Genomic DNA, 23,580 nt, shown 5'->3' with positions numbered 1-23,580 from the left:
ACGAAGTGAACGGTACCGCCGCGCCCGTACGGCGCGGCTCGATGGAGGCTCGGCATGGCGCTCAAGGTGCGTGAGGACTATCGCACCCTCACCGGTCCCGAAAAGGCGGCAATCATGATGCTCGCGCTGGGGGAAGAGCACGCCAGCAAGCTCTTCTCCATGATGGACGACGAGGAGATCAAGGAGCTGTCCCAGGTCATGGCCAACCTGGGCACCGTGTCCGCCAACATCATCGAACGCCTGTTCGTCGAGTTCGCCGAGCAGATGTCGGCCACCGGCTCGCTGGTCGGCACCTTCGATTCCACCGAACGCCTCCTGCTGAAGACCCTGCCCAAGGACAAGGTCGACGCGATCATGGAGGAGATCCGCGGCCCCGCCGGCCGCACCATGTGGGACAAGCTGGGCAACGTGAACGAGACGGTGCTCGCCAATTATCTGAAGAACGAGTACCCGCAGACCGTGGCGGTGGTGCTGTCCAAGGTGCGCCCGGAACATGCCGGCCGGGTTCTGACCCTGCTGCCCGAGAGTTTCGCCATGGAAGTGATCATGCGCATGCTGCGCATGGAGGCGGTGCAGAAGGAGGTTCTGGACGACGTGGAGCGCACCCTGCGCACCGAGTTCATGACCAACCTCGCCCGCACCACCCGGCGCGACAGCCACGAAATGCTGGCGGAGATCTTCAACGGCCTGGACCGCACCACCGAACATCGCTTCATGGCGGCGCTGGAGGAACGCAACCGCGACAGCGCCGAGCGCATCAAGGCGCTGATGTTCACCTTCGAGGACCTGTCCAAGCTCGACCCGTCCGGCGTCCAGACCCTGCTGCGCAACGTCGACAAGTCGAAGCTGGGCACCGCCCTGAAGGGCGCGTCGGAGACGCTGAAGGACCTGTTCTTCTCCAACATGTCGGAACGCGCCGCCAAGATCCTGCGCGAGGACATGGCCGCCATGGGCCCGGTGCGGGTGCGCGAGGTGGACGAATCCCAGATGTACATGGTCCAGCTCGCCAAGGACCTCGCCGCCCGCGGCGAGATCGTCATCTCCGAGGGCGGCGGCGAGAACGAACTGATCTACTGATGGCGCGGGGGGGCCGGGGCAGCACCGTACCCCGCCCCCCGCCGGGGTCACTTGCCCTTGCGCAGGTCGATCTCGACCCCCGGTTCGCCGGAGAACTGCACCAGGATGGTCTCGTCGCGGACGATGTACTGGCAGGCCAGGCGGTAGGGCGGCGGGCGGTGGTCGTTCTCGGCCGCGTGCAGCAACTCCTTGCTCAGCTTGCCGTTCACCGACAGGGTGACCTTCTCCTTTTCGGTCAGGTCGACGGCCATGGGCGCCTTGTGGTCCAGTTGGGTGATCTTCACCAGACAGCTCCCGCACTCCCCGTCCTGGCACTGGAAGGGGATCGGGATGTCGTGCTTGCGAGCCAGCGCCAACAGCGTGCCGGTGTCGCCGGCCACCGCGTAGACGGTGATGTCCTTGTCCATGGTGGGACCGGAGAAGGTGACGGTTGCCATGGCGGTTTCCTCCGTTGCAGGTTGTGATGCCCGCGCGATTGCAAGCGCCATGCCCACAAAAGAAATAAGGATATTGGCCGCCGTGACCGGCACCGCGAGATCCCACCTGTCCGCAACCCCACACAGCGCGCACGAAGCGTGTCCGACATCGGACACCGCAGGGACGGCGCTGGTGCTGGCGGGGGAGCGTCTGACCGCCGATCCGTCGGGTGCGTTGCTGTGGCCGGCCGGGGAGACCCTGGCCGTCGCCGACCTGCATCTGGAGAAAGGGTCCCACTTCGCGCGGCACGGGCGGTTGCTGCCGCCCTACGACACGCGCGCCACCCTGGAGCGCCTGCAGGCGGTGATCGAGCGTCTGCGCCCGCGCCGGGTGCTGTGCCTGGGCGACAGCTTCCACGACGCGGACGCCGCCGCGCGCCTGGACGGGGCGGATCGGGCACGGCTGGCGCACCTCACGGCCCTGACGGAATGGGTGTGGATCACCGGCAACCATGATCCCCGCCCGCCGGCCGGGCTCGGCGGAACGGCTGCCGCAGAGGTGCGCGCGGGGCCCCTCATCTTCCGCCACCGGGCCGAGACGGGTGCGGTCGGCGAGGTGTCGGGGCATTTTCACCCCGTTGCCGCCATCCGGGTTTCCGGTCGGCGGGTGCGGGACCGCTGCTTCGCCGGGGATGGCCGGCGACTGATCCTGCCCGCCTTCGGCGCCTACGCCGGCGGCCTGAACGTGCTCGACCCCGCGCTGGACGGCGTGCTGGCCCGGCCGTTCGAGGTGCACCTGCTGGCCCGCGGCCGGGTGCACCGGTTTCCCGCCGCCCGCCTGGCGCCGGACGGGGGATGAGCGGCGGCGCCTACTTGCCCTTGCGGGTCAGCAGGAACACGAACACGCCGATGGTGACGACGAACACGCTGACGGCACCGGCAAGCGCAATGTAGGTCGGGGTGTCGAAATGCATCGCTGACCTCCTCGGGATCGGGCACGCCCCCCGCGGGGCGGCGGACCCACCGTGGGACGGCCGGGGCGGCGCGGCATTGACGATGCGCAAGGCCGGCCCTGCGACAAAATTCCCGCCGACGCACGCGATCCGGCGCACCGTCGGCTGCGTATCGCCCGTCGGTGCTCCACCGGACCCCGGCGCGGGACCGGTGAGCCCGCCGCGATGGACCTGAACACCGGAGAGCACCCGCTTGCCCACCGTACCGAATCCCGCACCCGTGATCGTCTGGTTCCGCCGCGATCTTCGCCTGGCCGACAACCCCGCCCTGTCCGCCGCCGCCGATTCCGGCGCGCCGGTCATTCCCCTGTTCATTGCTGAAGAGGATGGAACGGACGGGGCCGCATCGCGCTGGTGGCTGCACGGGTCCCTGGAGGCGCTCGCCGCGGGGTTGCAGCGCCTCGGGACGCCGCTGGTGCTGCGGCGCGGCGATCCGGCCGCGGTGATCCGGCATCTGGTGGAGGAGACGGGGGCCGGCACGGTTCTGTGGAACCGGCGCTACGACCCCGCCGGCGTGGCCCGCGACCGCGCCATCAAGGCCGACCTGCGGCAGCGTGGCCTGCGGGCTGCGAGCTTCAACGCGTCATTGCTGTTCGAGCCGTGGGAGGTGCGCAGCGCCACCGGCACGCCGTTCCGGGTCTTCACCCCCTTCTGGCGCCGCTGCCTGTCGGGGCCGCCCCCCGCCGCCCCCCTGCCCGCCCCCGCCGCCCTCATCGGGCCGCCGCGGCCGGTGGCCGGCGATCGGCCGGAGGATTGGGGGTTGCGGCCGACGGCGCCGGACTGGGCCGGCGGGCTGCGCGCCGCGTGGAGCCCCGGCGAGGCGGCGGCGCGCGCGGCGCTGGCGGACTTTCTCGACGGCCCGGTGGCGACCTACAAGAGCGACCGGGATCGTCCGGACCGGCCCGCCACGTCGCGCCTGTCGCCCCATCTGGCGCGGGGCGAGATCGGACCGCGCCAGATCTGGCAGGCCGCGCGCATGGCCGCCGGCGTGCGGCCGGACCTGGCGCCGGGCGTGGACGCCTTCCTGCGGGAGCTGGGCTGGCGGGAGTTCGCGCACCACCTGCTGCACGCGTTTCCCGCGATGGCCGACACGCCCCTGGACCCGCGCTTCGCCGCGTTCCCCTGGCGGGATGATCCCGCCGGCCTGCGCGCCTGGCAGCGCGGGCGCACGGGCTTCCCCATCGTGGACGCGGGCATGCGCCAGCTCTGGCGGACGGGTTGGATGCACAACCGGGTGCGGATGATCACCGCGTCGTTCCTGGTGAAGGACCTGCTGGTGCCCTGGCAGGCGGGCGAGGCGTGGTTCCGCGACACGCTGGTCGATGCCGACCCCGCCAACAACGCCGCAGGGTGGCAGTGGGTGGCCGGCTGCGGTGCCGACGCAGCGCCCTACTTCCGCGTCTTCAACCCGGTCCTGCAGGGGGAGAAGTTCGACCCCGACGGCGCCTATGTGCGCGCCCATGTCCCGGAACTGCGGAATCTGCCCGCGGCCTGGATCCACAAGCCATGGGCCGCGCCCGCGAACGTGCTGGCCGCCGCCGGGGTTCGCCTCGGCACGGATTACCCGCACCCCATCCTCGACCACCCGGCCGCCCGCGACCGGGCGCTGCTGGCCTACGAAGGGATCAAGGCGGCGGGGCGGAACTGACGGTGTCAGGCGGCCGCTGCGTGGCGTACCAGACCGACACCGCCCGCACCTCGTCGGCGGTCAGCCGTTCGGCGATGGCGGCCATGGAGCCCAGGGGATCGTTGTCGCGCTGCCCCCGCTTCCATTGCAGAAGCTGGTCTTCCAGGTAGGAGGCGTGCTGCCCCGCCAGCGCCGGAAGGGCCGGCGGAATGCCTTCACCCTGCGCGCCGTGGCAGACGGCGCAGGGCTGAACCCCGCGTTCGGGAATACCGTCCCGCGCGATGGCCCGGCCGGCGGCCAGAAGCTCCGGCGACGCCGGCGGCGGCGGGCCGAAGCCGATGTCCTGCGCGCCGTAGAAGACCGACACGTCCCGCATCGCCTCATCCCCCAGGGCGCGGGCGATTGGTTCCATCAGGGCGTTGCGGCGGCGCCCGGTGGCGTAATCCTTGAGCTGCTTGTACATATAGAACGGCGCCAGACCGGCGAGACGCGGATAGGCGGCGCCGGCATCGCCCGCCCCGAGGATGCCGTGACACGCCAGGCAGGAGACGTCCCGGTTGGGCCGCGTCTCCCACGCCGATGGCGGTGCCCCGACGACCACGGCGCGCCCGCGCTCGACGTCACCCTCCATCGCCGCGGCGTTTCCCGCCGCGGCGGCCAGGGCCAGCATCGTCCCCGCAATGCGATGGCGCACCCGCGTTCCCCCTGCCGAAACCGTGTTCGACAGGGCAACGCCGCCGGTGCCGGGGGGTTCCCCGTTCAGGCCGCCGGACGGGACGGCATGTGATGGTGGCCATGATCGCACACGCCGCGGGCGTGCTTGTCGTCGCAGCTTTCACCGGTGGGCGCGAGGCCGATCCAGGCGTTGAGCAGGTTGGGATCGAACCCGGCTTCGCGGCGGCCGCCGGCCCCGATCAGCGGACGGCGGATCAGGGTGGGGTCGGCGATCATGGCATCCAGGGCCGCCGCCTCGTCCAGGGCCGCGGGGTCCACCGCGCCGCTCTTCACCGCCGGGGCGCGCCGGTTGAACCACTCCTCCACCGGGCGGTCGCCGAACCAGGGCCGCAGGGTCTCGCGGGTCCAGGATTCCGCCGCCAGGTCTCGCACCGCCACCGTGTGCCCCGCTGCGGCGAGCTGCCGGATCTGTTTGGCGTTGGCCGGACAGTCGGCCAGGCCGTAGAAGGTCACCTCCGCCATGGGAATACCCCTACTTGGAATGAGATTAATTGACCATAGCGGAACAACCCTTCTCTGTGAAGGGGCATCGGGCGGGCGAAGGGGACGCTACTTGCGGACCTCCAGCACGTACAGCGTTTCCTCAATGACGTTGTTGTACGTGTCCATGGCGTCGCGCAGCTCCTCCTGGCTCACCCGGCCGGAGGTCAGGCGTTCGGCCCAGCGCGGCGTCAGGCGGTGGTCGACCCTGGTCACCGCGAAATCGACGTCGTGGTAGAGGCCGAGCGGCGTGTTGGCCTTGCCCTCGGCGAGCACGGCGCGGTTCCAGTCCTTGTTGAACAGGAACAGGGTCTCCAGCGTCACCGGCCGCACATGGGTGGGATCGCTGATGAAGGAGTCGCTGCGCGGGTGGGGCACGACGATCTCGATCCGGGCGCCGGCACGGCAGACCCGGTGCAGTTCCTTCATCACCCCGATGAAGACGTCCGGCGGCCCGCCCAGATGCTCCAGGACATGGGTCAGAGCCACCGCCTCCGCCCCGTCCGTCTCGAACGGCCAGGGGAATCGCTCCAGATCCCAGACCACATCGGGGGTGAAATGGGGAAACTTGTCGACGTTGACGTAGCCGTCGCGCTTGTTGCCGCCGCACCCGAGGTTGAGCTTCATAGCCTCACCGTCTCCCTGCCACGCCGCACCACACCTGATACTGCGGCGTCTCGGCGCGCAGTTCGGTGGTGGCGAAGGCCGCCTTGAACAGCGCCCCCGCCCCGGCCGTGCGCTGCACCACCGCCAGCAGGGTTCCGCCCGGACGCAGGCGCTCCCCGGCACCGCGCACCAGGGCGTCGAGGGTGCCGAAATCCTCCTCCTTGCCGCGGTGGAGCGGCGGGTTGGAGAGGATCAGGTCGAAGCGGTCCCGCGGTGCCAGGCCGCTCCAGCCGTCGCTCAAGACGCAGGCCGCGCCGGGAACGTTCTGCCGTGCCGCGTGCAGGGCCAGGGCATCCACGTCGAGCAGCGTCAGATCGGCACCGGCGCAGCGCTCCCGGACGGTGCGGCCGATCACCCCGGCGCCGCAGCCGAAATCCAGCACGCGCAGCCCGTCGCGCAGATCCGGCAGCACCCCCAGCAGGCATTCGGTGCCGGGGTCGAGCCGTCCGTGGGCGAACAGGCCGGGGTAGGACACCAGGGGCAGCGGCGCCGGCAGGCCCGGCACCGCGACCTCCACCGTCTCCCGCCAGTCCTCCGGATCGGACCGCGGCGGCGGACCGCCGGCGAGGCGCCGGGTGCGCAGCAGGCGGGCGCGGCGCTTGACGGTCAGCGTTTCCGGCTCCGCCACCACCCCCTCCAGCCGGGTGGCGACGGAGGTGATGCCTTCGTCGTTGCCGCCATAGATCCACAGCGGCGCCCCGGGCGTCAGCCGGGATGCCAGCGCGTGCAGGGACATGGCGAAGGCGCCCCAGCCGCGGGGCAGCCGCAACACCGCCCCGTCGACCGCCCCGCCGCCCTCCCCGGCCCCTCCGGGCCAGGGCAGCGCCGGTCGGCCGTTCAGGGCGAGGCGGTGCCAGGGCAGGACGGTGGCACCGGCGGCGGCAAGCGCCCGCTCCACCGCCCCGTCCGCGTCGCCGGCCACCAGGATACGGCCGGCGGGTGGCGGGTCGAGGGCGGCCAGGGCGTCGGCCGCCATGCCGGCGATCTCCGCCTCCCGACCGCCGGCGCGCCCGGCCAGGCGGCCGCCGCGGCTCACCCCTTCTCCCGCATCAGGCGGGCCTTGTCGCGCTGCCAGGAGCGTTCCTTCTCCGTCTCGCGCTTGTCGACCTTCTTCTTGCCGGTGGCGACGCCGAGTTGCAGCTTGGCGATGCCCCGGTCGTTGAAGTAGAGCGACATGGGCACCAGGGTGACGCCCTTCTGCTTGATGGCCCCCATCAGCTTGTTCAGCTCACGCCGGTGCACCAGCAGCTTGCGCGGGCGCCGCACCTCGTGCTGCAGCCAGCGCCCGGCCTGCCCGTACTCGGGCACGTGGGCGTTGAACAGGAACAGCTCGCCGTGGTTCAGCCCGGCATAGGCCTCGTTGATGGAGGCCTTGCCCGAGCGCAGAGACTTCACCTCGGTGCCGGTCAGCATGATCCCGGCCTCGAGGGTGTCCTCGATGAAATAGTCGAAGCGGGCCCGGCGGTTCTGCGCCGCGATCCGCCTCGGTTCCGGCTCGCGCGCGGCCAAGGCTCACTCCCCTCCCATGTCGGTGGTCCCGGTCAGGACAACAGCCCGACCGTCACCATGGCCTCGCGCACCGTCTGCCGCGTCGCATCCGACACCGGCACCAGCGGCAGCCGCACCTCGTCCGTGCACTTGCCGAGCAGGCTGGCGGCGTACTTCACCGGACCCGGCGAGGTCTCGACGAACATGGCGTGGTGCAGCGGCATCAGCCGGTCGCGCAGGGCGAAGCAGGTCTTCAGATCGCCGCTGCGCCAGGCGTCCTGCATCGCCGCGCACAGGCCCGGCGCCACGTTGGCGCTGACGGAGATGCAGCCGACGCCGCCCTGGGCGTTGAAGGCGATGGCGGTCGCGTCCTCGCCGGAGAGCTGGCAGAACTCCGGCCCGATCTCCACCCGCGTGCGCAGCGGCCGCGCCAGGTCGGCGGTGGCGTCCTTCACGCCGACGATGTTGGGCAGTTCCGCCAGCCGCGCCATCGTCGCCACCGACATATCCACGACACTGCGGCCCGGAATGTTGTAAATGATGATCGGCAACCCCGCTGCGTCATGGATCGCTTTGAAATGCTGGTACAGACCCTCTTGCGTCGGCTTGTTGTAGTAGGGCGTCACGACGAGCGCGGCCGCGGCGCCCGCCGCCCTGGCGTGGCGGGTGAGCGCGATCGCCTCTTCGGTGGAGTTGGACCCGGTGCCGGCGATGACCGGCACCCGGCCGCCGGCCGCCTCGATGCACAACTCCACGACGCGCCGATGCTCGTCGTGGCTGAGCGTGGGGGATTCCCCCGTGGTGCCGCAGGGAACCAGGCCGTGGGTGCCCTCGCGAACCTGCCAGTCGACGAAGGACTGGAAGGCGGCCTCGTCGACTTTGCCGTTCTTGAACGGCGTCAGGAGAGCGACGATGGAACCGTGAAACATGCCAACCACCTCCGTCGAACTGCAAAAAAAGCGTCGCGCACCTTAGCCGCACCGCTGTGCCTGGGCAAGAGCGCCCGGACCGTGCTGGCCGCAGGGCTCGCCTGCCTGTTCGTCGCCCTCACGGCCCCCCAGCCGGCCGCCGCCACCCTGTCGGGTGCGGAGGCCGCCGCCTACAAGGAGGCGCTGCTGGCCGCCGAGCGGGGCCGCTTCGACGAGGCGGGCCGGCTCGCCGCCGGTGCCCGCGAACGGCTGCCCGCCAAGGTCATCCGCTGGATGCAGCTCGCCTCCCCCGGCGGCGGCAGCTTCACCGAGATCACCGCCTTCCTGCGCGAGAATCCCGGCTGGCCCAACCAGGCCGGCCTGCGCCGCGCCGCCGAGGCGGTGATGCCCGACAGCTTGCCCGACGACCGGGTGATCGCCTGGTTCGACGACAACCCACCCCTGACCAACCGCGGCTTCATGCGCTATGCCGACGCTCTGGTGGCCATGGGGCGCGGGGAGCGGGCGCTGACCCTGGTGCGCGCCCGCTGGACCGGAAGCACCTTCAGTGCCGCGGATGAGCAAGCGTTCCTGTCCCGCTACCGCGCCATGCTGCGCGCGCAGGACCACGCCGCGCGCCTGGACTCCCTGCTGTGGGAGCGGCAGGAGGATGCCGCCCGCCGCATGTTCCCCCTGGTGGACGAAGGGCGCCGGGCGCTGGCCGAAGCGCGCCTGGGGATCGCCGCCGGCCGCGGCAACGCCGACGCGCTGCTGGCCCGCGTGCCCGCCGCGTTGCGCAACGACGCCGGCCTGATCTACGAGCGCGTGCGCTTCCGGCGCCAGCGCGGCGATACGGACGGGGCGGTGGCGATGCTGCAGACGCAGCCCTCCGATACCGGCCGCTCCGTCCCCTGGTGGACGGAGCGCCACATCCTGGCGCGCCGCGCCATCGAACAGGGCGACTACGCGCTGGCCTACCGCATCGCCGCCGGCCACCGGCAGGAAGACGGCGTGGCCCACGCCGACGCGGAGTTCCTGGCGGGCTGGCTGGCGTTGCGCTTCCTCAACCGGCCGTCCGACGCGTTCGCCCATTTCCAGAAGCTCCACCGCTCGGTCAGCGCCCCCATCAGCAAGGCGCGCGGCGCCTACTGGTCGGGCCGTGCCGCCGAGGCGATGGGCGACCGCGAGCAGGCCCGCACCTGGTTCCGCTCGGCCTCGGCCTTCTCCACCACCTTCTATGGTCAGCTCGCGGCCAACGCCCTGGGTGCGGCCCCCGCCCTGCCTGTCGAGCCCGCCGTGTCCCGCGACGCCGCGGCGGCCTTCGAACGGCGGGAGCTGGTGCGGGTCGCCCGCCTGCTGGCGCAGATCGAAGGGCGCGATGCCTCCCGCGTCACCGCCTTCGTGCGCCGTATCTCGCTGGATTCCAAGGCGCCGGAGGACTACGCGCTGGCCGCCCGGCTGGCCCGCGACATCGGCCGCCCGGACCTTGCCATCGCCGCCGCCAAGGACGCGGCGCAGGAGCACGTCTTCCTCGTGGACGGCGGCTATCCCATGCTGAGCAACCGCGGCAGCCGGCCCGAACCGGCCCTGGTCCACGCGATCATCCGCCAGGAGAGCACCTTCAACCCCACCATCGTGTCGTCGGCCGGCGCCCGCGGCCTGATGCAGCTCATGCCCGGCACGGCGCAACTGGTGGCGCGCCAGCTCGGCATCGCCCACACCCCTGCGAAGCTGAACGATCCCGACCACAACGTGCGCCTGGGGTCGGCCTACATCGCCGACCTGCTGGACCGCTTCAACGGCTCCCACGTCCTGGCCATCGCCGCCTACAACGCCGGACCCGGACGGGTGTCCCAGTGGCTGACCCAGTACGGCGATCCCCGCGGCCAGGGGATCGACATCATCGACTGGATCGAGATGATCCCCTTCTCCGAAACGCGAAACTACGTCCAGCGCGTCCTGGAAGCGCTGATCGTCTACCGCGGACGCCTGGACGGCAGCCGCGCCGACCTCGACTTGGTGAAGGAGTTGCGGCGCTGATACCGGCGGCATCTGAAGAATGCCGCCGGTATCACCCTCTCGATCAATGCCCGGGCATTGATCTGCCGGGTTTTACGGTCGGCAATTGATGGACGTGATCAATTGCCGACCGTATGACAGGGCGATCCGCGCCGCTCCTCCGGCTTTTGCCTGCGTTACCGGAATACGGCACAATGACCGGGGGGATACGCCGCGGAGGCTTGCCATGGTTGATCGGACGGCGGGGGATCGGGTCAGGCGCTACCGGGCGACGCAGAAGGCGGCGCGACAGATCACGCGTGTCGAGGTTCAGGTGCCGGCCGCGGCCGGGGACGTCATCAGGGCCATCGCCGGCCGCTATCGCGACGCTGCCGGGAAGGCCGTCGAAGCCGGTCGGCATCTCGACTTCGTCCTCGGAACGATCAACGCCCCGCGGCCGCACCCGATCGACGCCGAGACGTTCGTGCTTTGCCTGCTGGCCCGTCACCCGACGCCACAGTGGCAACCGCACATGGAAGCCTTCTTTGACGAAGTGTCGGAAGAAGCGATTCACGATCTGGTGCTGGCCGGCGTGGTCGATTTCGAGGAGTTGTACCGCGCCGCCCGAACCTGGAAGGCCATCGATGGACGAACAGTGCCCTGGATCAAGGAAATGGCCGACCTCACGCTGGCGCGGCCTGCTGCGTGACACCATCCGCCTGATGGACAGTCTGAATGATCCGCCGGACTGGACGTTCGGCGGCGGCACCGCCCTGGCCGTTCATCTTGACCATCGTGTGAGCTACGACATCGACGCCTTCGTCCGGGACTCCGATGTCATCCGAAATCTGACGCCCGGCCGCAATCCGTTTACCAAACAGCTTCTGGATGGCCGAAAGTACGAGTATCCCGGAAACTATCTCAAGCTGTACATGGATGGCGGCGAGATCGATGTCATCATCGCCAGTCGCCGCACGGACAATCCGACGATGCCATGGGTTTTCGAGACGCGTGAAATCTCGATCGAGACGCCATGGGAGACGGTGATCAAGAAAATCTTCTATAGACCGTCGAACTTCAAAGTCCGCGATGTTTTCGATTTCGCCGCGGTCATAGAGCATAGCCGTGAAGAGCTGTGGAACGCACTGCCTGAAGTCGAGAACAAACTGGATAAGCTGGTCGATCGTATCGAACGCCTGGCACCGAGCTACGTGACCATGGCCGCGCAGGATGTGAACCCCACGGAACATGGCCGTCGGTACATGACGGCCGCAGCTCCGGCAATCGCGCTCGATTTCCTATCGGCCCGATCGCATCGGCCAACCTCTGCCAACTGAACGAAAGCCTCGGCAGTTCACCCGGTCACGGAAGCTTCCCCGAGCGAAGACGGCCCACAAAACGTCACAAGAAGTATCCCATTTTTGTCTTTCCGACTGCCCAATATCTGTAACACATCAATGATGTTTGAAATGGAGTTGTTCGGCATTCTAAGGGATTAACACCAAAGATTACTTCATTGGCAAGGCTTCGGAAAGGTTTTGTTAACCGGCCCGGGCGCCAATTGCGCATGCAACTTCCCCCGCGTTACGGCGGAACCGCGCAACAGGAGCAAGAAACGATGGCCGGTCCTCACATCTCCGACGACATCCGCAAGGCCTGCCGCATCCACGCCCGCCTCCTCGATGCCTTCATCGAACTGACCCAGAAGGAGCTGAACCAGCTCCAGCCCGGCTTCGCCGAGGAGAGCCTGCGCGAGACCCTGGAGAACATGCGGGCCGCCCGCAAGTCGTACGGCTCCGCCGGCGGCGTCATGGTGGTGTCCAACGCGGCCTGATACGGCCGGCGCGGGGATGGCCGGCGCCCGGACCGCGGCGCCGGTTCCCGGATCACCCCGCTACGGGATGCCGGAGCATCCCGGATCAGGGCGCCGTGATCACGTGGCCGGTTCGGCCCGGATCATGTGGCCGGTTCGGCCTTCCGGCGGGCTCGCGGCTTTGCCGGCGGCTTGGCGGCCGCAGCCCCCGCCTCCGCTCTCGCCGTTTGCGCCGGTGCCTTTCGCGCCCGCGTCTTGCGCACCGGTGCCGGAGCGTCTTCGGCCACCGCGACGGCGGTCTCTTCGGTGTCCACCTCGATGGTCGGAGGCGCGGTGCGCAGCAGAGCGGCGATCTCGCTCTCCGCCCTCAGCCAATGATCGCCGTCCTGCCCGTCGGGGCATCCCTCCTCGACCCAGATCGCGTACGCGCGTTCGCGGACGCGCTGTTCCATGCTCGAATCCATCGTCTTCGCCTCTTCTGACATGGCAACGGCACATCGGCCCGGCTAAGTCCACGCCGGATGGTGCCGAAAGGCCGGCGGCGGCGCAAGAACACGCGACGATCCGTCCCGATCCCCGGAATGTTCGGGCATGGTCGCCCGAATGGCCCTGGCCGGTTCGCCAGCTTGACGGGGAATGGCAACCGGGGCTCAAAGAAGGGTCGCTTCACCCGTAAGGGATGCTGGCCGTGCGGCAGCGTATCCTCCTCCTCATTGTCGGCGCCTTGCTGCCACTGGCCCTGCTGACCGCCGGGCTGGGGCTGTTCGCCATGCGTGAGCAGCAGGATCGCCTGCGCGAGGAGGCGGTAGCGCGCGCCGAGCGCACGCTGACGCGCGTCGAACGGGTGCTGGAAACCCAGACCGAACTCCTCAAGGCCCTCGCCCGCTCACCGACGCTGGACGGGGATGCCCCGGATGCGGCCGCGTTCCACGAGGTCGCGTCCCGGTTCGCCGCGGAGATGCCCCTGTGGCGGCAGGTTATCCTGGCCGACGCCGGCGGGCGCCAGATCGTCAACACCGCCCTTCCCTTCGGCACGCCGCTCCACGATGTGGTCGACACCGACGGACACCGACGGGTGTTGAGCGAGGGCAGACCGGTCATCGGCAATGTCACCGGGCCGGGTCCCCTTGCCACCGGTCCTCTGCCGACCTTCGGCATCCGCGTGCCCGTAATGCGCGACGGCGCGGTGGCAATGGCCGCGGTCGTCACGATTCGCACCGAGGCGTTGACCGCCATCCTGCGCGAGGAAGCTCCCCCGCCTTTCCGCGCCTTTCTGATCGATGGTGCCAACCGCCTGGTCACCGCCACGGCGACCCCGGACCGTGCCGGCCACCCCGCCGGACCGCGCGCGACGGAGGCCCGGGCGACGGCCGATGGCGGCGTGTACGACGGCATGGCTCCCGACGGATCGGCCGTGGTCACAGCGTTCCGCAAGTCCGCAGCCACCGGCTGGTCGGCCCACGTGTCGATTCCGCTGGTGGTGTACCGGGCACCGCTGGTGCACTCCCTGTGGATGCTCGGGGTGGCCGCGCTCACGGCGCTGGTCCTCTCCGCGTCGCTGGTCTGGCTGCTGCGCCGCGAGATCATCGCCGAGCGCCGGCTCGCCGGGGCTCGCGAGCAATCCAATCGGCTGGAGGCGCTCGGCCGCATGACCGGCGGCGTCGCACACGACATCAACAACCTTCTCATGGTCGTCCAGGGAAACGCCGAACTGATCCGGCGGCGCATCAGCGGCCTGCCCGGCGGCGAAGACCCGCGCGTCGCCCGGAACCTGAACGCCATCATCACCGCCGTGGAGCGCGGATCGCGGCTGACGCGCGACCTTCTGGTCTTTTCCCGGGGCGGCGGCGGCGGCACATCCGCCACGTTCGATCCGGCGGCCCGCATCCGCGCCGGCCTCTCCATGATCCGCCAATCGCTGCGCGGCGACATCCTGCTGGAGACCGACCTGTCGGATGGCTTGGCGATCACCGCCGACCCCGTGCAATTCGACGTGGCCCTGCTGAACCTGGCGGTCAACGCCCGCGACGCCATTGCCGGCGTCGGCACCGTGCGGATCGCCGTACGGGGGGAGGAAACGGCGGCCGGAACCCGTGTCGCCGTATCGGTGTCCGACACCGGTGCGGGCATCGCAGCCGACGCGCTGCCCCACGTCTTCGAGCCGTTCTACACCACCAAGCCGGTGGGCAAAGGCTCCGGCCTCGGCCTCAGCCAGGTTTACGGGTTCGCCAAGGCAGCCGGTGGCGGCACCGAGATCGTCAGCACGCCGGGGGCCGGCACCACGGTCACCGTCATTCTGCCCCTTGCCGCTGCATCGCCACCGGAGGTGCCCGCCGCACCGGTTGCGGACCGTGACGGCATGGCACCCGCCGCCCGCCTTCTCCTGGTCGACGACAACGCCGACGTCCGCCGGGTGACCGCCGACCTGCTGCGCGACGCCGGAATGGACGTGGTGGAGACGGCGGACGCCGCATCGGCGCTGGAGCGGATCGCAACGGGCGGCGTCGACGTTCTGGTGTCCGACATCCGGATGCCCGGCGCCATCGACGGGCTGACGCTGGCCCGCCGGGTGCGCGAGTGCCGTCCGGGGCTGCCGGTGATCCTGGTGTCTGGCTACAGCGATCTCACGGCCCAGGCCAGGACCGCCGGCTTCGAGGTGCTCGCCAAACCGTTCGACCGCACGGCCTTGCTGGACGCCATGCGCCGGGCGATGGATGGTGCTCCCCTCCCTGCGCCGGCGCCGGCACCGAATGGCGCACCGATCCCTTAGCGCCTAATTCCCGGTCCCCTCTCCCGTCTGCCGCCGCTGCACGGCACGCCAGCGGGTGACGTTGCGGTTGTGCTCGGCCAGGGTGCGGGAAAAGGCATGGCCGCCGGTGCCGTCGGCAACGAAGTAGAAGAAATCATGCCGGTCCGGCTTCAACACCGCTTCGATGGCGGCCCGGCCGGGGTTGGCGATGGGGCCGGGCGGCAGCCCGTCGGCGAAGTAGGTGTTGTAGTCGGATTCGTACTTCCAGTCGGCGCGCGTCAACGGACGGCCGAGATCGCCCGATCCGTCGGTCAGGGCATAGATCACGGTCGGATCCGACTGAAGCCGCATCCCGCCCTTCAGGCGGTTGACGAAGACGCCGGCGACCCGCGCCCGCTCCTCGGCAACGCTGGTTTCCTTTTCAACGATGGAGGCCAGCGTCAGCGCCTCCGCCGGCGTCGCGAAGGGCAGCCCCTCCTCCCGCCGGCTCCAGGCCTCCGCCAACGCCGCGTCCATGGCCGACGTCATGCGGGCGATCATGCCTTCGCGGCTGTCGCCATAGGAAAAATGGTAGGTTTCCGGCAGCAGGCTGCCCTCCGGCGGCCGGCTGCGGATCTCGCCGGACAGGGCGGGTTCCTCGCCAAGCAGGGTCAACACCTGCGCCACCGTCAGCCCTTCGGGTACGGTGAGACGGCGCACCACCGTGCGTCCCTGGCGGAGCTGCTTGAGAACCCCGTCGATGCTGACGCCCGGTGCGAACGCGTATTCACCCGCCTTGAGGGCACGGACCGCGCCCGTCATGCGGGCGCCGGCCATGAACAGCAGTGGCGATTCCACCACGCCCGCATCGCTGAGCGTCAGGGCGATGGCTTCCAGCCCACTGCCGCGTGGCACCACGACGGTGACCGCCTCCCGCAGGGGGCCGGGTGCGGCGACGCGCAGGCCGGCCCACACCATGACGGCGGCTAGGAACACCGTGGCGGCGAGTGCCCCCGCGGCGATCCGGAGGCCCCACCCCATGCGGTCCTCCTTACGCGACTTCCCGGAAGACCAGGGACGCGTTGGTGCCTCCGAACCCGAAGGAGTTGGACAGGGCGGCCCGCACCCGGCGCTCCTGCGCCTGCCGCGGCACCAGGTTGACGCCCTGGCAGCTCTCCGACGGATTCTCCAGGTTCAGTGTCGGCGGGACGACGCCGTGATTGATCGCTTTGATGGAGTAGATGGCCTCGACCGCTCCGGCGGCACCCAGCAGGTGGCCGATGGCCGATTTGGTCGACGACATGGCCAGCTTCTCAATGGCCGGCCCGAACAGGCGCCGCACCGCCCCCAGCTCGATCTCGTCGCCGAGCGGCGTCGAGGTGCCGTGGGCGTTGACGTAGTCGATGTCCTCGGGGTTGAGACCGGCCCGCTGCAGCGCCATGCGCATGGCGCGGAAGCCGCCGTTCCCGTCCTCGGCCGGAGCGGAGATGTGGTAGGCGTCACCGGACAGGCCGTAGCCGACCACCTCTGCGTAGATGTGCGCACCGCGCTTGCGGGCGTGCTCCAGCTCCTCCAGCACCACCACGCCGGCGCCTTCGCTGATCACGAAGCCGTCCCGGTCCTTGTCGTAGGGGCGCGACGCCTTCTCGGGCGTATCGTTGAAGCCGGTGGACAGGGCGCGCATGGCGGCGAAGCCGCCGACGCCCAGACGGCAGACCGCCGACTCCGCACCGCCCGCCACCATCACGTCGGCGTCGCCCCACATGATGAGGCGCGCGGCGTCGCCGATGGCGTGGGCGCCGGTGGAGCAAGCCGTGACCACCGCGTGGTTCGGCCCTTTGAATCCGTGATTGATCGAAATGTGCCCCGACGCCAGGTTGATCAGACAGCCGGGGATGAAGAACGGCGACAGACGGCGCGGACCGCGCTCGTGCAGGGTCACCGCCCCTTCGGCGATGCCGGGCAGGCCGCCGATGCCGGAGCCGACCATGACGCCGGTGCGCTCGCGCTCCTCGTCGGTCTGCGGCACCCAGCCGGAATCCCGTACTGCCTCGTTGGCTGCACCGATGGCGAAGATGATGAAATCATCCATCTTCCGCTGGTCCTTGGGCGCCACATGCTCGTCGGCGTTGAACGCGCCGTCGCCGGTGCCGCGCGGGACCTGCCCCGCAACCTTGGAAGCCAGATCGGAGACGTCAAACGACGTGATCGCGCGAATGCCCGATTCGGCGTTGATCAGCCGTTGCCAGTTGACGTTGTGGCCGGCGCCGAGCGGCGTGACCAGACCGAGGCCGGTAACGACGACACGTCTCATGGGATTCCCTGACATATTTGTGCTGTCTCGCGACGGCCAGGCCTCCGATCGTGCGGTGCCTGGCCCCCGTTTGGTCGCCCGTGTCCGATCAGGACGCGGAGTTCGACTGGATGAAGTCGATGGCGTCCTTCACCGTCAGGATCTTTTCCGCGGCGTCGTCCGGGATCTCGCAGCCGAACTCCTCCTCGAAAGCCATGACCAGTTCCACCGTGTCCAGGCTGTCGGCGCCGAGATCGTCGATGAAGGAGGCGTTCTCCGTCACCTTCGACTCTTCCACACCCAGGTGGTCCACAACGATCTTCTTCACGCGCTCGGCGATGTCACTCATGTTCGTCGACCTTCCAAATCCTTGACCGTCTGGTCAGATCCTTGACCGCTTGGGCGAATCCGGCATTCCGGGCACACGCAGTTCTGCATGTCTTGCTGCCGCGAAAAGCCACGTCCGATAACACATTTCCGCAGGCTTGACCAGCGCCCCGCGGGCGCGGTTTCCGCGTCGTCCTACCCTTTTTCCGCCGGCTCAGATCATGGCCATGCCGCCGTTGACGTGCAGCGTCTGGCCCGTGATGTAAGCGGCTTCGTCGCTCGCCAGGTAGACGACCCCGGCGGCGATCTCCGCCGGCTCGCCCATGCGGCCGGCGGGGATGGCGCTCAACAGCTTGTCCTTCTGATCCGCGTTCAGCGCGTCGGTCATCGCCGTGGTGATGAATCCGGGCGCCACGCAGTTGACGGTGATGTTGCGCGACGCCACCTCGGCCGCCAGCGCCTTCGACATGCCGATCAGGCCGGCCTTGGACGCGGCGTAGTTGGTCTGGCCGGGGTTGCCGGTGACGCCGACGATGGAGGTGATGGCGATGATTCGGCCGAAGCGCCGCTTCATCATGCCGCGCAGCACGGCCCGCGACAGCCGGAAGGCGGCCGTCAGGTTGACGTCCAGCACCTGCTGCCAGTCCTCGTCCTTCATGCGCATGGCCAACTGGTCGCGGGTGAGGCCGGCGTTGTTGACCAGGATGTCGATGCGCCCGCCCAGCGCCGCCTCGGCGTCCCGGGCAAGCTGCTCGGTGGCGGCGGCGTCGGACAGGTTGCCCGGCGTCACCACCACGCGCTCCCCGCCCATCCCGGCAGCCAGCGCCTCCAGGGCGGCGACGCGCGTGCCCGACAGGGCAACGGTGGCGCCCTGCGCGTGCAGGGCCTTGGCGATGGCGGCGCCGATGCCGCCGGACGCGCCGGTCACCAGCGCGCACTTACCCGTCAGGTCGAACATGGTGCCTCTCACAGCGTCTTCAGGAAGGACTCGACGTCGGCGGGCGTGCCGACGGAGGTGGCGGCCACATCCTTGTCGATGCGCTTGGCCAGCCCGGCCAGGACCTTGCCGGCCCCCAGTTCCACCAGCGTCGCGACGCCCTGCTCCTTCATATAGAGCACGCTCTCGCGCCAGCGCACCATGCCGGTCACCTGCTCCACCAGCAGGCGGCGGATCTCGGCCGGGTCGCTGACGGCGGCGGCGGTGACGTTGGCGACCACCGGGACCTCCGGCGCCGCCACGGAGACCGCCTCCAGCGCCTCCGCCATGGCGTCGGCGGCCGGCTGCATGAGCGGGCAATGGAAGGGCGCGCTGACCGGCAGCTTGACCGAGCGCTTCAGGCCCCGCCCGGCGGCCAGCGCGATGGCGCGGTCGACGGCGGTGGCGTGGCCGGAAATGACCACCTGCCCGACGGCGTTGTCGTTGGCAACCGCGCACACCTCACCGGCCGCGGCCTCGGCGGCGATGGCCTGCGCCTGCTCCGGATCGGCGCCCAGGAGTGCCGCCATGGCGCCCCGCCCGACCGGCACCGCTTTCTGCATGGACCGGCCGCGCAGCTTCAGCAGGCGCGCGGTGTCGGCCAGCGAGAAGGTGCCGGCGGCGCACAGGGCCGAATACTCGCCCAGAGAATGTCCGGCGACGAAGGTGGCGTGACGGCGCAGGTCGAGTCCGCCCTGGTCCTTCAGCACCCGCAGGACCGCGACGCTGACGGCCATCAGCGCGGGCTGGGCGTTCTCGGTCAGGGTCAGCTCATCCTCGGGTCCTTCGAACATCAGGCGGGACAGGCGCTGCGACAGCGCCTCGTCCACCTCTTCAAAGGTCAGGCGCGCGATTTCGAACGCCTGCGCCAGTTCCCGGCCCATGCCGACGGCCTGGCTGCCCTGCCCCGGAAAGACGAACGCCCTGGTCATGCTCGCTCCGACCCCGCTGTTGGCGCCGCGCCGGCGCGGCCCCTGGTCACGAATTGGGCGACAGTCATACCGGTCAATCGACGCAAGTCAAGCGGAGCGCGTGCGACTTCCGCGCGGCAGCGCGATTTGCGGCCACTTGCCCCTTGCCCGCCGACCCGATCCATGTATAGTGCGCCGCTCCGCAACTCCTTGCCGGCGTGCCCGCGTGCCGCCGGCTAGGGCCGGGCGGCTGACCGCTCCATATGGAGCGACGCAGCGCCGGCCCGTCAACAGCCATGGGGAGTCATATGGCGCTCTACGAGTGCGTGCTGATCGCACGCCAGGACATTTCGGCCGCCCAGGCCGAGCAGCTCGGCGAGACCTACGCCCAGATCGTTCGCGACAACGGCGGCCAGGTCACCAAGACCGAGTACTGGGGTCTCAAGACCCTCGCCTACAAGATCAAGAAGAACCGCAAGGGCCACTACCTGATGCTGCACATCGACGCGCCGGCCGCGGCCGTGCTCGAGATGGAGCGCAACATGGGCCTGAGCGAAGACGTGCTGCGCTATATGTCGCTGCGCGTCGAGGCGCTGGACGCCAACCCGTCGGTGATGATGCAGAGCCGCGGCGAGCGCGGTGAGCGTGGCGACCGCGGCGATCGCGGCCCGCGCCGCTTCGACGATCGCGGGCCCCGCCCGCCCCGCCGTCATGAGCCGGCCCCGCAGCCGGCCGCCACCGCCGAAGGGGAGACCGCCTGATGAGCGACAAGCAGACCTCCGGGGCGCCGCGTTCCGGCGGCGGCCCGCGCCGCCCGTTCTTCCGCCGCCGCAAGACCTGCCCGTTCTCCGGCGCCAACGCCCCGGCGATCGACTACAAGGACGTCAAGCTGCTGTCCCGCTTCATCTCGGAGCGCGGCAAGATCGTCCCGAGCCGGATCACCGCGGTGTCGGCGAAGAAGCAGCGTGAACTGGCCCGCGCCATCAAGCGCGCCCGGTTCCTGGCCCTCCTGCCTTACATCGTGAAGTAAGGCGGGAAAGGCTGAACGGATAAGACCCGAGGAAGGATCACCGCCAGCCATGCCGACGGGGTTCCTGAATACGGCACCGGCCATCGCCCTCGCGGGCGGCCTTGCCAGCGCGCTGCTGTACGTCTCGGTCCTGTCGGGCGGATTCGGCGCGCTGATCCTGGTGTACCTGGCACCGCTCCCGCTGTTCGTCAGCGGCCTCTGGTTCGGCTTCGGCGCCGTGGCCGTGGCCGGGGCGGTGGCCGGGGGCGTGGTCCTGCTGGCGACGGGCAGCCCGGTGGCGACGCTGGGCTACGCCGCCACCGGCGTCCTGCCGGCGCTGGTCGTCGTGCGTCAGGCCCTGCTGGCACGGCCGGCCGCCGACGGCGGGATCGAATGGTACCCGCCGGGGCACCTGCTGATCGGCCTGACCGGCCTGGGCGTCGCCGCCTTCCTGGTGGCGGTGCTGCTGGCCGCGGGCGAGCCGGGCGGGCTGGAGGAGTTGATCCGGGGCATGGTGCGTGAGGTCGCCGGGCTGTTCGGCCCGGAGGGCGAGGCGCCGCCGCCGGACGAGGCGCTGGGGTTCGCGTCGGCGATGCCGGGCATCATGGCCGCGTCGTGGCTGCTGATGACCATCGTCAACGCGACGCTGGCGCAGGGGCTGCTGATGCGGTTCGGCCGCAACCGGCGTCCGCCGATGCGGCTGGCCGACCTGGAACTGCCGCAGTGGGCGCCCCCGGCGTTCGCCGTCGCGGTTCTGGCGGCGATGGTGCTTCCGGGCACGGCCGGGTTCGTGGCGCTGAACGTCGCCATCATCCTGGGCCTGCCCTTCGCCTTCGCCGGTTTGTCGGTGGTGCACGTGTTCGCCGAGCGCCAGCGGTCGCGGACGGCCTTGCTGGTAGGGTTTTATCTGTTCCTGTTTCTCTTCGGGTGGCCGATCGTCTTGATGGTCGGCCTGGGCGTGATCGAGCAGTGGATGGGGTTCCGCCGCCGGATGCGGGCGGCGGGCCCCGATCAGGAGGACGAGTGATGGAAGTCATTCTTTTGGAGCGGGTCGAGAAGCTCGGCCAGATGGGCCAGGTGGTGAAGGTGCGCGCCGGTTTCGCGCGCAACTACCTGCTGCCGCAGAAGAAGGCGCTGCGCGCCACGAAGACGAACCTGGAGTATTTCCAGAAGCAGCGCGCCAGCCTTGAGGCCGCCAACCTCGAGCGCCGCAAGGACGCCGAGTACGTGGCGCAGAAGGTGGACGGCGTGGCCGTCGTCATCACCCGCCAGGCGGGTGAGACGGGCGTGCTCTACGGCTCGGTGTCCAGCCGCGACATCGCCGACGCGCTGACCGCCGCCGGCTTCTCGGTGGAGCGCCAGCAGGTCTCCATCGACCAGCCGATCAAGACGCTGGGTCTGTTCCGCGTGCGCATCGTGCTGCACCCGGAGGTCAGCGTCCACGTCACGGTGAACGTCGCCCGTTCGGCCGAAGAGGCCGAGCTTCAGGCCCAGCGCGGCGGCATGATCACCGCCGCCGACCTGCTCGACGAGGAAGAGGAGCGGGAGGCCGCCGAGGCCGCCGCCGCCCGCGCCGAGGAGACCGAGGAGACCTGATCCCGGCGGCGCGGGACCTCGCGCCTTCGCCACCGCTCGGTTCAGCCGCTCGTCCGGATCGCCGCCCATCCCGTAACGGGGGTGGGCGGCTTTTCGCGTTTCGAATGGCACGTGTGCGAATGTTGATGCCCCTTGCCCCTTCACGGTTGCTCCTCCGGTTCCCAGTTCTTCCCCGGGGGTGCCTTCGCTGCAAACCGTGAGGAGGCAGAGGAATGCTGCTTGCGCGACTTCTCGATCAAGCCATTGCCAACGATGCCCTGGGGCTGGTGGATGCGGACGGCACCGTCCACCGGTTCGGCCGGGGCACGCCGGAGGTCACCATCCGTCTCCACGACCGGGCACTGCACCGGCAGTTGATCCTCTCTCCCCGCCTGACCTTCGGGGAGGCCTACATGGACGGCCGCCTCACCATCGAGGGCGGCACGATCTACGACGCCCTGGCCATCCTCAGCCGCGGAACCGAGGTGCACGGGGCCCTGGGCCGCGTGCGGGAGTGGGTGGCCCCCGTCGCGCGCTTCATCGAGCAGAACAACCACCGCGGCCGCGCCCGGCGCAACGTGGCGCACCATTACGACCTGTCGCGCCGGCTCTACGAACTGTTCCTCGATCGCGACCTGCAATATTCCTGCGCCTATTTCGCCCGTCCGGACATGACGCTGGACGAGGCGCAGGAGGCCAAGAAGCGGCATATCGCCGCAAAGCTGCTGCTGCGGCCGGGCCACAGGGTGCTGGACATCGGCTGCGGCTGGGGCGGCATGGCCCTGTACCTGGCCCGGGCGACCGGGGCGGACGTCACGGGAATCACGCTGTCGGCCGAACAGCTCGCCGTCGCACGGGAACGGGCGGAGCAGGCCGGCCTGAGCGACCGCGTCCGCTTCGAGCTGCGCGACTACCGGGACATGACCGGCTGCTTCGACCGGATCGTTTCGGTGGGCATGTTCGAGCATGTGGGCGCCCCCCATTACCCCGCGTTCTTCGAGCGGGTGCGCGACCTTCTGGCTGACGACGGCGTGGCCCTGCTGCACTCCATCGGCCGCAGCGAAGGGCCGGGTGCCACCAACCCGTGGTTCCGCAAGTACATCTTCCCCGGCGGCTACTCCCCCGCCCTGTCGGAGGTCGTTCCGGCGATCGAACGCTCCGGCCTGTGGGCCACCGACCTGGAGGTGCTGCGGCTGCACTATGCCGAGACTCTGCGCCACTGGCGCGCCCGGTTCCTGGAGCGGCGGGAGGACGCGGCGCGGCTTTACGACGAGCGGTTCTGCCGCATGTGGGAATTCTATCTGGCCGGGGCGGAGATCGCCTTCCGCTATCAGGGCCACATGGTGTTCCAGGTCCAGCTCGCCCGGTCGGCGGGGGCGGTGCCCCTGACGCGGGACTACATCCACGCCGCCGAACGGGACCTGGCCAACTCCCGTTCCGCCGCGGCGAGCGCCGCCTGAGCGCACGCACGTCCACGGTTATCCCCGGAATTCTCCACCCGGGGATGAAAGTTGTGCACAGCTTTTCCGGGGTGGCATGT

The 23,580-nt window shown here is 70.0% G+C and carries 26 protein-coding genes; 13 read left to right on the top strand and 13 right to left on the bottom strand.

The genetic code is table 11. From position 1 onward, the window contains the following. Positions 1-54 precede the first annotated feature (54 nt). Positions 55-1,077, top strand: a complete 1,023-nt coding sequence (gene fliG / locus G472_RS0100605; RefSeq protein ID WP_029006800.1) for a flagellar motor switch protein FliG — start codon at positions 55-57, stop codon at positions 1,075-1,077. A gap of 47 nt (positions 1,078-1,124) precedes the next feature. Here the strand turns inward: fliG and G472_RS0100600 are convergent, their stop codons facing one another. Then, on the bottom strand, positions 1,125-1,514 hold the full coding sequence (locus tag G472_RS0100600) for a 2Fe-2S iron-sulfur cluster-binding protein (RefSeq protein WP_029006799.1): 390 nt from the start codon (positions 1,512-1,514) through the stop codon (positions 1,125-1,127). A 172-nt stretch (positions 1,515-1,686) separates the two neighbouring features. Between G472_RS0100600 and pdeM the strand changes: the two genes are divergently transcribed. Both pdeM and G472_RS0100585 read left to right on the top strand, forming a co-directional pair. Then, a complete protein-coding gene (gene pdeM / locus G472_RS0100595; protein ID WP_342667902.1) occupies positions 1,687-2,352 on the top strand; it encodes a ligase-associated DNA damage response endonuclease PdeM in 666 nt (221 codons plus the stop codon). A gap of 347 nt (positions 2,353-2,699) precedes the next feature. Next, positions 2,700-4,154: a cryptochrome/photolyase family protein gene (locus G472_RS0100585; protein WP_029006797.1), complete on the top strand. Its 1,455-nt coding sequence runs from the start codon at positions 2,700-2,702 to the stop codon at positions 4,152-4,154. On the opposite strand, the gene G472_RS30510 is transcribed toward G472_RS0100585, so the two are convergent. The 6 genes from G472_RS30510 to dapA all read right to left on the bottom strand — a co-directional run bounded on the left by G472_RS30510 (position 4,132) and on the right by dapA (position 8,431). Then, entirely contained in the window at positions 4,132-4,827 is a 696-nt protein-coding gene (locus tag G472_RS30510) for a c-type cytochrome (RefSeq protein WP_156926942.1), read from the bottom strand. The genes G472_RS0100585 and G472_RS30510 overlap by 23 nt on opposite strands. A 65-nt stretch (positions 4,828-4,892) precedes the next feature. Next, entirely contained in the window at positions 4,893-5,330 is a 438-nt protein-coding gene (locus tag G472_RS0100575) for an ArsC/Spx/MgsR family protein (protein ID WP_029006796.1), read from the bottom strand. A gap of 87 nt (positions 5,331-5,417) precedes the next feature. Next, the gene (locus G472_RS0100570) at positions 5,418-5,975 is read right to left on the bottom strand and encodes a class I SAM-dependent methyltransferase (RefSeq protein ID WP_029006795.1); all 558 of its coding nucleotides are present in this window, start codon (positions 5,973-5,975) and stop codon (positions 5,418-5,420) included. 4 nt (positions 5,976-5,979) lie between these two features. Continuing rightward, positions 5,980-7,050, bottom strand: coding sequence for a class I SAM-dependent methyltransferase (locus G472_RS0100565; protein WP_029006794.1), 1,071 nt, complete (start codon positions 7,048-7,050; stop codon positions 5,980-5,982). After that, positions 7,047-7,523 carry an SsrA-binding protein SmpB gene (smpB, locus tag G472_RS0100560; protein ID WP_029006793.1) on the bottom strand — a complete coding sequence of 159 codons (477 nt, stop codon included), beginning with the start codon at positions 7,521-7,523 and terminating at the stop codon, positions 7,047-7,049. The genes G472_RS0100565 and smpB overlap by 4 nt, the downstream gene beginning before the upstream one ends. A 32-nt stretch (positions 7,524-7,555) precedes the next feature. Next, complete coding sequence (gene dapA, locus G472_RS0100555) at positions 7,556-8,431, bottom strand: 4-hydroxy-tetrahydrodipicolinate synthase (RefSeq protein ID WP_029007303.1); 876 nt, start codon at positions 8,429-8,431, stop codon at positions 7,556-7,558. Positions 8,432-8,512: 81 nt separating this feature from the next. Here dapA and G472_RS0100550 point away from each other — a divergent pair, with 81 nt between their 5' ends. The 4 genes from G472_RS0100550 to G472_RS0100535 all read left to right on the top strand — a co-directional run bounded on the left by G472_RS0100550 (position 8,513) and on the right by G472_RS0100535 (position 12,242). Next, positions 8,513-10,450 carry a lytic transglycosylase domain-containing protein gene (locus G472_RS0100550; protein ID WP_245593347.1) on the top strand — a complete coding sequence of 646 codons (1,938 nt, stop codon included), beginning with the start codon at positions 8,513-8,515 and terminating at the stop codon, positions 10,448-10,450. A gap of 205 nt (positions 10,451-10,655) precedes the next feature. Next, positions 10,656-11,117, top strand: a complete 462-nt coding sequence (locus tag G472_RS39345) for a hypothetical protein (protein WP_029006791.1) — start codon at positions 10,656-10,658, stop codon at positions 11,115-11,117. Next, entirely contained in the window at positions 11,053-11,745 is a 693-nt protein-coding gene (locus G472_RS39340; RefSeq protein WP_169732760.1) for a nucleotidyl transferase AbiEii/AbiGii toxin family protein, read from the top strand. The genes G472_RS39345 and G472_RS39340 overlap by 65 nt, the downstream gene beginning before the upstream one ends. A 281-nt stretch (positions 11,746-12,026) precedes the next feature. After that, on the top strand, positions 12,027-12,242 hold the full coding sequence (locus G472_RS0100535; protein ID WP_029006790.1) for a hypothetical protein: 216 nt from the start codon (positions 12,027-12,029) through the stop codon (positions 12,240-12,242). Between the two features lie 122 nt (positions 12,243-12,364). On the opposite strand, the gene G472_RS0100530 is transcribed toward G472_RS0100535, so the two are convergent. Continuing rightward, the gene (locus G472_RS0100530) at positions 12,365-12,673 is read right to left on the bottom strand and encodes a DUF2934 domain-containing protein (protein WP_051340089.1); all 309 of its coding nucleotides are present in this window, start codon (positions 12,671-12,673) and stop codon (positions 12,365-12,367) included. A 236-nt stretch (positions 12,674-12,909) separates the two neighbouring features. Between G472_RS0100530 and G472_RS30500 the strand changes: the two genes are divergently transcribed. Next, entirely contained in the window at positions 12,910-14,991 is a 2,082-nt protein-coding gene (locus G472_RS30500; protein ID WP_156926940.1) for a response regulator, read from the top strand. Between the two features lie 3 nt (positions 14,992-14,994). Here G472_RS30500 and mltG read toward each other — a convergent pair whose 3' ends face one another. The 5 genes from mltG to fabD all read right to left on the bottom strand — a co-directional run bounded on the left by mltG (position 14,995) and on the right by fabD (position 19,477). Beyond that, positions 14,995-15,990, bottom strand: a complete 996-nt coding sequence (gene mltG / locus G472_RS0100520; RefSeq protein ID WP_029006788.1) for an endolytic transglycosylase MltG — start codon at positions 15,988-15,990, stop codon at positions 14,995-14,997. Positions 15,991-16,000: 10 nt separating this feature from the next. Further along, positions 16,001-17,263 carry a beta-ketoacyl-ACP synthase II gene (gene fabF / locus G472_RS0100515; RefSeq protein WP_029006787.1) on the bottom strand — a complete coding sequence of 421 codons (1,263 nt, stop codon included), beginning with the start codon at positions 17,261-17,263 and terminating at the stop codon, positions 16,001-16,003. An 88-nt stretch (positions 17,264-17,351) separates the two neighbouring features. Next, positions 17,352-17,591 (bottom strand): acyl carrier protein, encoded by a 240-nt coding sequence (locus tag G472_RS0100510; protein WP_029006786.1) that lies wholly within the window; start codon positions 17,589-17,591, stop codon positions 17,352-17,354. Positions 17,592-17,783: 192 nt separating this feature from the next. Next, the gene (gene fabG / locus G472_RS0100505) at positions 17,784-18,527 is read right to left on the bottom strand and encodes a 3-oxoacyl-[acyl-carrier-protein] reductase (RefSeq protein ID WP_029006785.1); all 744 of its coding nucleotides are present in this window, start codon (positions 18,525-18,527) and stop codon (positions 17,784-17,786) included. An 8-nt stretch (positions 18,528-18,535) separates the two neighbouring features. Continuing rightward, positions 18,536-19,477 carry an ACP S-malonyltransferase gene (fabD, locus tag G472_RS0100500; RefSeq protein ID WP_029006784.1) on the bottom strand — a complete coding sequence of 314 codons (942 nt, stop codon included), beginning with the start codon at positions 19,475-19,477 and terminating at the stop codon, positions 18,536-18,538. Positions 19,478-19,764: 287 nt separating this feature from the next. On the opposite strand from fabD, the gene rpsF reads away from it, so the two are divergent. The 5 genes from rpsF (at position 19,765) to G472_RS0100475 (ending at position 23,500) form a co-directional block, all read left to right on the top strand. Next, the gene (gene rpsF, locus G472_RS0100495) at positions 19,765-20,217 is read left to right on the top strand and encodes a 30S ribosomal protein S6 (RefSeq protein ID WP_029006783.1); all 453 of its coding nucleotides are present in this window, start codon (positions 19,765-19,767) and stop codon (positions 20,215-20,217) included. After that, complete coding sequence (gene rpsR, locus G472_RS0100490; protein ID WP_029006782.1) at positions 20,217-20,486, top strand: 30S ribosomal protein S18; 270 nt, start codon at positions 20,217-20,219, stop codon at positions 20,484-20,486. Before rpsF ends, rpsR begins: the two co-directional genes overlap by 1 nt. Positions 20,487-20,535: 49 nt before the next feature. Further along, positions 20,536-21,492 (top strand): DUF2232 domain-containing protein, encoded by a 957-nt coding sequence (locus tag G472_RS0100485; RefSeq protein ID WP_029006781.1) that lies wholly within the window; start codon positions 20,536-20,538, stop codon positions 21,490-21,492. Next, positions 21,492-22,061: a 50S ribosomal protein L9 gene (gene rplI / locus G472_RS0100480; protein WP_029006780.1), complete on the top strand. Its 570-nt coding sequence runs from the start codon at positions 21,492-21,494 to the stop codon at positions 22,059-22,061. Before G472_RS0100485 ends, rplI begins: the two co-directional genes overlap by 1 nt. 212 nt (positions 22,062-22,273) lie before the next feature. Beyond that, entirely contained in the window at positions 22,274-23,500 is a 1,227-nt protein-coding gene (locus G472_RS0100475) for a cyclopropane fatty acid synthase (protein WP_029006779.1), read from the top strand. The last annotated feature ends 80 nt before the right edge of the window (positions 23,501-23,580 follow it).

It is taken from the genome of Azospirillum halopraeferens DSM 3675 (assembly GCF_000429625.1).
GTDB classification, from domain to species: domain Bacteria; phylum Pseudomonadota; class Alphaproteobacteria; order Azospirillales; family Azospirillaceae; genus Azospirillum; species Azospirillum halopraeferens.
This window is presented reverse-complemented; position numbering and strand designations above follow the sequence as displayed.